The 8,183-nt window shown below is 68.9% G+C and carries 9 protein-coding genes; 5 read left to right on the top strand and 4 right to left on the bottom strand.

Translation table 11 applies throughout. From position 1 onward, the window contains the following. On the bottom strand, positions 1-1,037 hold a 1,037-nt coding region (locus tag K206_RS0113450), incomplete at its 3' end, for a glycosyltransferase (protein WP_020202929.1). 38 nt (positions 1,038-1,075) lie between these two features. Then, positions 1,076-1,972: a hypothetical protein gene (locus K206_RS0113445; RefSeq protein WP_029043593.1), complete on the bottom strand. Its 897-nt coding sequence runs from the start codon at positions 1,970-1,972 to the stop codon at positions 1,076-1,078. A gap of 470 nt (positions 1,973-2,442) precedes the next feature. On the opposite strand from K206_RS0113445, the gene K206_RS0113440 reads away from it, so the two are divergent. Continuing rightward, entirely contained in the window at positions 2,443-2,730 is a 288-nt protein-coding gene (locus tag K206_RS0113440) for a hypothetical protein (RefSeq protein WP_020202927.1), read from the top strand. 156 nt (positions 2,731-2,886) lie between these two features. Here the strand turns inward: K206_RS0113440 and K206_RS0113435 are convergent, their stop codons facing one another. Together K206_RS0113435 and K206_RS0113430 are read right to left on the bottom strand one after the other, a co-directional pair. Further along, entirely contained in the window at positions 2,887-3,678 is a 792-nt protein-coding gene (locus K206_RS0113435; RefSeq protein ID WP_020202926.1) for an AraC family transcriptional regulator, read from the bottom strand. Continuing rightward, a complete protein-coding gene (locus K206_RS0113430) occupies positions 3,662-4,588 on the bottom strand; it encodes a DMT family transporter (RefSeq protein ID WP_043366559.1) in 927 nt (308 codons plus the stop codon). The genes K206_RS0113435 and K206_RS0113430 overlap by 17 nt, the downstream gene beginning before the upstream one ends. Before the next feature lie 203 nt (positions 4,589-4,791). On the opposite strand from K206_RS0113430, the gene surE reads away from it, so the two are divergent. The 4 genes from surE (at position 4,792) to K206_RS41550 (ending at position 8,108) form a co-directional block, all read left to right on the top strand. Beyond that, positions 4,792-5,562, top strand: a complete 771-nt coding sequence (gene surE / locus K206_RS0113425) for a 5'/3'-nucleotidase SurE (RefSeq protein ID WP_020202924.1) — start codon at positions 4,792-4,794, stop codon at positions 5,560-5,562. A gap of 466 nt (positions 5,563-6,028) precedes the next feature. Then, positions 6,029-6,295, top strand: coding sequence for a flagellar biosynthetic protein FliQ (locus K206_RS0113420; RefSeq protein ID WP_029043592.1), 267 nt, complete (start codon positions 6,029-6,031; stop codon positions 6,293-6,295). A gap of 20 nt (positions 6,296-6,315) precedes the next feature. Further along, the gene (locus tag K206_RS0113415) at positions 6,316-7,065 is read left to right on the top strand and encodes a flagellar biosynthetic protein FliR (RefSeq protein WP_155888054.1); all 750 of its coding nucleotides are present in this window, start codon (positions 6,316-6,318) and stop codon (positions 7,063-7,065) included. Beyond that, positions 7,062-8,108, top strand: coding sequence for a flagellar biosynthesis protein FlhB (locus K206_RS41550; RefSeq protein WP_020202921.1), 1,047 nt, complete (start codon positions 7,062-7,064; stop codon positions 8,106-8,108). The genes K206_RS0113415 and K206_RS41550 overlap by 4 nt, the downstream gene beginning before the upstream one ends. The last annotated feature ends 75 nt before the right edge of the window (positions 8,109-8,183 follow it).

Genomic DNA, 8,183 nt, shown 5'->3' with positions numbered 1-8,183 from the left:
GTCAGCGGCAGCAGCGGCCCCAGCCACAGCGGCTGGCGGTACTCGCGCAGCATCGGCGCGTAGGCCACCGACATGGCCGCCCACGCCGCCCAGGCCGGCCACAGGCGCAGCCCGCCGGCCAGCGCCAGCAGCGGCGGCGCGAGGTAGGTCAGCACCATGCCGGCCACCGCGCCGGCCAGCAGCAGCGGCGAATAGTGCAGTTGCGTGTAGGCGCTGCGCGCGATCATGTCCCACAGGCTGCGCCAGTCGTCGTAGGGGCGCACCGAGATGCTGTCGTCGGCCAGGTCCAGGCGGATCGAGCCGCCTTGCTTGATGCACGCGGCCAGGCTGCAGTCGTCGATCAGCTCGCCGCGGATCGCGTGGAAGCCGCCGATGCGCGCCAGCGCCGTGCGCCGCGCCAGCATGCAGCCGCCGGCCGCGGCCGCCACCCGGCTGCGCGGGTTGTTGACGCGCGAGAAGGGATACAGCTTGGCGAAATAGAACACGAAGGCCGGGACGATCATGCGCTCCCACCACGAGGCGCAGCGCAGCCGCACCATCAGCGAGACCAGGTCGCGCTGCTCGTGCTCGGCGCGCGCCACCAGTTGCTTCAGCACGCCGGCGCCGTGATGGATGTCGGCATCGGTCAGCCACACCCAGGCCGCGCCGGGCACCTGCGCGTTGGCCGCTTCCAGGCCCTGCGACTGCGCCCAGACCTTGCCGCTCCAGCCCGCTGGCAGCTCGCGCGCGGTGATGACGGTCAGCGCGTCCGCCTTGCCCAGCGCGGCGGCCGCGGCGCGCGCGTGCTCGGCGGTGCCGTCGGTGCTGTGGTCGTCCACCACCACCAGGTGCAGCCGCGCGGGGTAATTCTGGCCCAGCGCGCTGGCCACGGCGCCGCCGATCACCGCCGCCTCGTTGCGGGCGGGAATGATGGCGACGACTTCCGGCCAGCGCGCCGGCGCGGGCGACGGCGCGGGCTTGCGCACGCGCCAGAAGCCGCCGCGCGCAGCCAGCAGGACACACCAGATGGCGAGCGGGATCAGGGACAGCAGGAACATCTCAGGAGACTCCGGGGGACAGATAAGGTTGGGTGCGCTCAGCGCAACAGGCGCCGGGCGAGCCGGGCCAGCCTGGGCACGGTCTCTGGGCGCGCGAGGCGGGGATCATATCCCGCCATGCGCCTTTCGTTCTCGCTCAGGCACAGGTCGATCATCTCGCGCGCGGTCAGGGTGGTGCCCAGGCCGGCCGAGTTGTTCATGTTCATCGGGAAATTGGCGTCCTTGGCCGAGCCGTCCGCCTCGATGCCGCGCGCGATGCCGATGCGCTCCCGGATCAGGAACAGCCACACGCGCGCCACCTTGAGCAGGTACAGCGGGCGCCGCCACCACGGCAGGCTGCGGCGGTACCAGGCGGCCCAGTTGACGAAGAACAGGATATGCCGGCCTTCCTCCTGGATGACCGGCTCGAAGGTTTCCACCAGTTCGGCGGGGAAATAGCCCGACTTCCTGGCCGCGGCGAACAGGCCGAAGGCGAAGAAGCTGTCGATGCACTCGCTGTAGCCGGTGGCCAGCCAGCCCCATTCCGGGTCGGCCGGCGGCAGGTACTCGGGCTCGGGCGCCAGCGCGATGCCGTAGGCCTCCACCAGCTTCGAGAGCACCACCTTGTGGCGCGCTTCCTCGGCGCCGTCCATCTCCAGCGCGCTGCGCAGCAGCGGGTCGGCCACGGTATCGGCGAACGCCTGCACGCGCACCGACGCGCGGCCTTCGGTCTGCACGGCGATGTCCCAGATCGGCAGCGAGGTCACGCGGCGCAGGGCGTCCGGGTCGAGCCGGGGCCAGTCGATCACGGCGGGTTTGTAGGGGTTGTGCGTCTGCAGCAGCATGTCGCAGAACAGGCGCAGGTGCCGGGCCGAGCCCAGGCGGACCGGCCCGGGCTCGGGGTCGGTCCAGTTGCGCATGGCGTAGTCCGCCTGCTCCACGGCGGTCTTCGCCATGATGGCCGCGGCGGCGGTTGCCCGGGCCTCGGCGCCGGATTCTTCGGTTTTCTCGGTTCTGCTGGGTGCGGCAAGCGCGTCTGACATCCCGGCTCCCCCTGGCAATTGACGATCCGGAGCCATTCTAGCGTGGCCCGGCGGGCTGCGTGTGCGCGGCAGGTATCAGAAGCCCCGGCGCGCCAGCGCCCGCGCGGGCTGCCGGCGCGCCGGACCGGGCCGCGCGTCATCCCGTTTCATCCCGCGCGATGCGGGCGAGGCGCCGCCGCGCGGTAATCGCGGTAATCGCGCGGCGGCAATTACGGTAATCGAAACCGGTGTTTGGGATATTTCTCAAGCTGTTTTGCGAAATGGCCTAGTAACCAGCCGCCGCGACTGGTCTCAAATCGCCTTGGGTTTTAGCGGCGCCTTGAACAAAAGCCCAGTTGCGGCGTCGATTTTGATAATCGAAGGACAACGAGGTTGGAGGCAATATGAATCGACTGGACACGGAGGAAACGGGCCGGATCACCATCACGGACCTTGGCCGGCTCACCCAGGTGCTCAAATGCGAGTACGACGCGGTCGTCACCAGCCAGGGCGACGGCTTCTGGCGCGTGCAGTTCCTGTTGGCGGGACACACCTACATGCTCGGGACCGTGCGCGGCAGCATCCGGCGCTGGCGCCAGCTCGACGCCGTGATCGCCTTCCTGCAATCCAACTGCCCCGACAGCAGCCAGGTCCGCCTGCAGATCGGGCCGTGGATGTTCTGCCGGAACTAGCCCGCCGGACGTACCCGGCGGCGGGCGCGTTCCGGTCCGCGCGCGCCCGCCGCCGACAAGAAACACCCCTGCGATTTCTCCGCGGGGCGCGGCCGGATGCCTATGCGAATCTCCCCCACAGCGATCAAGCAGCACTTGTTGCGTGCGAACGGCGCGCTATGCGCGTGCGCCGGCATTGCGCCACGCGCCCGGCGGCATGCCGAAACGCTGCGCGAAGCGGCGCGTGAAGGTGGTCTGGTCGGGAAAGCCGAGCATCAGCGAGATATCCGCCAGCGCGTGGCCGCGGTCGGCCAGCAGGCGCGTGGCGTAGTCCAGGCGCAGGCGCGTCTGGTAGCGGTGCGGGGTGTCGCCGAACGCTTCCTGGAACAAGGTGTGGAAGCGCCGCACGCTCCAGCCGAAGCGGCCGGCCAGGTCGCCGGCGCGCAGCGGCGCGTCCAGGTGCTGGCGCAGGTAGGCGTCGATCTGCGCCACGGGAAACGGCGCGAGCCGGTCGCGCTCCGGCACGTCCAGGCCCAGCGCGAGGTCGCCCGCCAGCGCCGCGGCCAGCCGCCAGTGGTGCTGGCGCGAGCCGCCGCGCCCCGGCTCCGGCGGCATCGCCGCGATGCGGCGCACGCGCTCGGCCCAGCCCGCGGTGACGGCGAAGGCGCGGGGGCGCCCGGTCAGCGCCGCCGGCACGGCGAGCGAGCCGGGCGGCACGTCCAGCACCAGTTGCCGGTTGTCCGCGAGGCCGAGAAAGTCATGGCGCTCGCCGGCGGGCACGATCAGCCCGCTGCCGGGATCGAGCCGGTGCAGGTGGCCGCCGATCTCCAGCTCGCTGGCGCCGTCCAGGCCGAACAGGACCTGGGTGTAGCCGTGCCGGTGCCAGTCCGGCTCCGGCCGGTAGACGCGGGTCTCCACCAGCGGCGCCGGCGGGCCCGCGCGCGCGGCGGGATCATCGCGCGGCGGCATGGCCGGTACGTTGCGGCGGCCGGGCGGGCTGCCCGGTCTGGCAAAGCCACACGCCGAGCCCGGCCACGGCCAGGCCGAGCAGCTGCAGCAGCCCCAGCTTGTCGCCGAACAGCAGCCACGCCTGCAGCGCGGCCAGCGGCGGCGCCAGGAACATCAGCGAGGCGGCGGTGGCAGCCTGCCCGCGCCGGACGATGCGCAGCAGCAGGTAGGTGCCCGCGCCCGACAGCACCAGCGCCGCCCACGCCAGCGCCGACCACAAGGCCAGCCCCGGCTGCCAGTGCGTCTCGCCCAGCAGCCACGCCAGCGTGCCGGCCACCAGCGCGCCGCCGGTGTTCTGCCAGGCGGAACTGGCGCGCAGGTCGGCGGCGGCGATCGAGGTTTTCTGCAGGATGGTGCCCACGGTGATGGAAAGGATGGAAAGCAGGGCCACCAGCAGCACCCACGGCGAAACCGGGTGGGATACGCTGGCCAGCATGGCTGGAGCCACCACCAATATTACGCCCAGCGAGCCCAGCGCGAGGCCGCCCCAGCCCCGCCGCGACGGGAATTCGCCCAGCAGCGGGATGGCCAGCAGCGCCGTCAGCACGGGCTGCAGCGCGCCCAGCAAGGCCATCGCCGCGGGCGGCAGCCCGTGCGCCACGGCCCAGTAGCCGCCGCACAGGTAGCTGCCGTGCAGCAGCGCGCCCGCCAGCAGGTGCTTCGGCACCTCGCGCAGCGCCGGCCAGCGCGCGCCGCCGGCCACCGCCACCAGCGCGAACAGCAGCGCCGCCAGCGCGAAGCGGGCGAGCAGGAACAGGCTCGGCTGCGCCACCGGCACGATGGCGCGGCCGACGATGAAGCCGGTCGACCAGATCAGCACGAAGGCCAGGCTGGGCAGCCCGGCGCGCAGGGAAAGGCGGGAAGAAGACATGGCATCGGCGCGGCGGGGCGCGGCAAGGACGACGATGCGCGGCAGCATAGTGCGGCGCCGGCCGGCCGTCTTGGCAAATCCGGCAATGCCCGCCGGCTGCGCCGCCGCCGCGCGCGGTTTATAGTTGCCGCTGGATTCCCGCCGGCCATCCGCCTTGCCGTCCTTTTTCGTCCTTTCCCGTCCTCTCCTACCTTTTCCCGCCCATGTCCCATCCCCTGCTGGAACGCGTTCTCCTGACCAATGACGACGGCATCGACGCCCCCGGGCTGGCCGTGCTCGAAGCCGTGGCCGCCACGCTGGCGCGCGAAGTCTGGGTCGTCGCGCCCGAGCACGACCAGAGCGGCACCTCCCACTCGATCAGCCTGCACGCGCCGCTGCGCTTCAGCCGGCAGGGCGAGCGCCGCTTCGGCGTCGCCGGCACGCCGGGCGACTGCGTCGTCATGGCCGCCCGCCACCTGATGGCCGACGCGCCGCCCACGCTGGTCCTCTCGGGCATCAACCGCGGCGGCAACCTCGGCCTCGAAACCGTGTTCTCCGGCACCGTGGGCGCGGCCATGACCGGCATGCTGCTGGGCATCCCCTCCATCGCGCTGAGCCAGGCCTTCTCCGACCGCGACAACGTGCGCTGGGAAACCGCGCGCGCGCTGGCTCCAGACGTCATCCTCCGCCTGCTCGCCGCCGGCTGGAGCGAACAGGCCTGCCTCAACGTCAACTTCCCCGACGTCGCGCCCGCGGCCGCCGGCCCGCTCACCGTCACGCGCCAGGGCGCCGGCCTCGTCAAGGACATCGCCGTGCGCGCCCACGTCGACCCGCGCGGCATTCCCTACCACTGGCTGCAGTTCTCGCGCGGCCCGCGGCCCGACGCGCCGGACAGCGAGGCGATGGTGATCGGCCGGGGCGGGGTCTCGGTCACGCCGCTGCGCTTCGAGAGAACGAACGAGGAAGCGGCGCTGGGGCTGGCGGAGCGGTTGTAACAAAGCCCTGGCGGCGCACTCCGGATGATCCGGAAGGTTGCTTGGAGTAGCCGTCCGGATACTCGCCACTTCCGTGTCTCCATCACGCCGACACAGAAGTGGAAAAGCGATAAATGCGCCACTTCTGGCAATTGATGGGCGGGTGTTATGCGTGTCCTGCGTGGTGGCAATGCCCACGACGGGAGACACGGTATTGAGCCCAAGGAGCCGGGAGCCGCAAGCGGCTTTTGTCTTCTGTGGTGATTCCGCAAGGCCCTCCACGGCATATGCGCTCAATCGAGCGTGGCCTCGTGCAGATAATGCTGCATGCCATTCCTCTTTTTTCTGCTTCGATACCGGGATATGTCCTGGGATTGCTGCGGAGAATTCGGAATAACGTACTAGTCCTGATATTTGGGAGTTGGCTGATAGGCAGCGAAATTGCCGCCTGCTCTAATGCGTGCCTGACAAGTACGAGGGGGCGGCATTGACAGCAGATCAAGCTCAGCAGCTACTGGCGCAATTGCTCATGCAATGCGCGATCATCTGCGCGCCGCTTTTGTCCGCCACCCTGTTTGTGGGCCTTCTGGTGAGCTTGTTCCAGGTCATCACGCAGTTGCAGGAGATGAGCCTCAGCTACATACCGAAGCTTGTCGTGACGGTGGCGGTCCTGGGCCTGCTTGGTCCTTGGATGATGGGGCGCGTGACGCGCTTCGCCAGCGGCCTTTTTCAACTGATTCCAGCGTTGGGCTGATGGCTGCCGCAGCCTCCCTCATGCCTGCACCCGCGATAGAGAGCCTTCTGGTTTCATTGCGGCTGGGGCCGATGTTCCTGTTTGCTCCCCCGTTTTCCTTGATGCGTATTCCGGCGCGCGTGCGCGTGGTCTGCGTGCTTGGGTGCGCCACCGCGCTGGCGGCGCTGGCCAGGCCCGTGGGTGCCCTATCCTCGGGGCAGTTGCTGTCGGCGATGGCGGGAGAGTTGCTACTCGGCGCAGTGATTGCGTTCTCATGGCAGGCGGCGTTTGCCGGGCTGCTGTTTGCGGGCCGGGTGCTGGATCTGCAGGCCGGATTCGGCATGGCATTGATCATCGATCCCGCTACCCGCGCGCAAACACCGCTGTTCGGCACGCTTCTGGCACTGGGTGGCGGCGTGGTATTTTTTGCCGGCAATGTTCACCACGAGGTCTTGCGGCTGCTGGCAGCACTCAATGAATGGCTGCCGCCCGGCAGCATGACATTGGCGCTGGATTCCTCGGTACTGGCCTCTTATCTGGGCAAGGTCATGTCAGTCGGGCTGGTCACGACGGCTGTCGCAATCGTGGTCCTGTTCCTGATCGACCTTGCGCTCGCTTTCCTTTCCCGCGTGTTGCCGCAGATGAACGTGCTCATGCTCGGTTTGCAGGTCAAGAGCATTGTCTCGGTGCTGGTGCTGGGTCTCAGCCTTGCTTTGCTTGGGCCGGTGATGGTGCGGCTGTCGGCGCTGGCGGCATCGTTTGTTCCGCATTTGCTCGGAGCCCCGCGATGAGCGATGCGGAACAGAATCGCAGCGAACAGGCCACGCCGTACAAGCTGGAGCGCGCGCGCCAAAAGGGCACCGTTTCCCGCAGTGCCGAATGGAGCATGGTCACGGCATTCGCCGCAGTGGCAATGGCGTGCTATTGGCGTGGCGATGCCTGGGCACGGCAGTTTTCCCGGGAGGTCGCGCGGGCGTTGCTGGCGGCGGGTCAGGATGCCTGGCTTGCCAGTTCGATGCATTTGCTGGCTACCACGGCCTTCCTGATGGTGCCAGTAATCTCGGTCGCGATCCTGGGTGCGGCAGTGCCGGCGTTGCTGCAGACGCGCTTTCTGTTTGCTCCGCAAGCGCTGCGCGTCGACTGGACACGGGTGAACCCGGTCAAGGGATTCAGGCGCATTTTCTCGAAAGAAACCCTGGTGCAGGGCCTGAAGGGTATTGTCAAACTGCTGGTCTACGCGGCGATCACCGGCTGGGTTGCCCGCACCGCAATGCAGGGTGCGCTACAGGTGCCGGCAACCGCGGCGGATCTGTCTCGCCTGCTGGCGGGAGCGGCGACTCGGCTGGTGATGCTGCTGTTGTCGGCGGCACTGGTATTCGCCGTCGCTGACAGGCTCTGGGTCCGGCATAGCTTCATGCAATCGATGCGGATGAGCCGCCGAGAGCAACGCGAGGAAATGCGGCAGCGCGAAGGGGATCCCCGTATCCGGGCGCGCCGTCGCCAAGTGCAGCGAGAGTTGGTCAAGCATGCGCAGAGCTTGCGCAACGTGCGTGACGCTGATTTTCTCGTGACGAATCCCACGCATTTCGCAGTGGGCTTGCGCTATCGGCCGGAGCAGATGTCCGCGCCCAGGGTGGTGGCCAAAGGCGGAGGGGAATTGGCTCGCCGGCTGCGGCGCCTGGCTTTCATCTACGGAGTGCCGGTCGTCGAATCTCGCGCTCTGGCGCGCACGTTGTTCTACCGGACGCCGCTGGATGGCGAGGTGCCGTCCGCACTGTATGCGGACACGGCAAATGTCTATCTGCAATCGCGGCGGATGAGGGGCGGGCGATGAACGCGCTGCGGATGACTTTGGGCAAGCAGGCAGATCTCGCGCTGGTCGCCTGTGGGACGTGTCAGGAATTTTGTG

This window comes from Cupriavidus sp. WS (assembly GCF_000395345.1).
GTDB classification, from domain to species: Bacteria; Pseudomonadota; Gammaproteobacteria; order Burkholderiales; family Burkholderiaceae; genus Cupriavidus; species Cupriavidus basilensis_B.
The sequence above is the reverse complement of the archived record's forward strand: the minus strand, read 5'-3'. Positions and strand labels throughout refer to the sequence as shown.

Excerpts from the sequence above, each read along its gene's own strand:
- K206_RS0113445 (WP_029043593.1), bottom strand. The coding sequence starts at position 1,972 with ATGGCGAAGACCGCCGTGGAGCAGGCGGACTACGCCATGCGCAACTGG.
- K206_RS0113440 (WP_020202927.1), top strand. The coding sequence starts at position 2,443 with ATGAATCGACTGGACACGGAGGAAACGGGCCGGATCACCATCACGGAC.
- K206_RS0113435 (WP_020202926.1), bottom strand. The coding sequence starts at position 3,678 with ATGCCGCCGCGCGATGATCCCGCCGCGCGCGCGGGCCCGCCGGCGCCG.
- K206_RS0113430 (WP_043366559.1), bottom strand. The coding sequence starts at position 4,588 with ATGTCTTCTTCCCGCCTTTCCCTGCGCGCCGGGCTGCCCAGCCTGGCC.
- surE (WP_020202924.1), top strand. The coding sequence starts at position 4,792 with ATGTCCCATCCCCTGCTGGAACGCGTTCTCCTGACCAATGACGACGGC.
- K206_RS0113415 (WP_155888054.1), top strand. The coding sequence starts at position 6,316 with ATGCCTGCACCCGCGATAGAGAGCCTTCTGGTTTCATTGCGGCTGGGG.
- K206_RS41550 (WP_020202921.1), top strand. The coding sequence starts at position 7,062 with ATGAGCGATGCGGAACAGAATCGCAGCGAACAGGCCACGCCGTACAAG.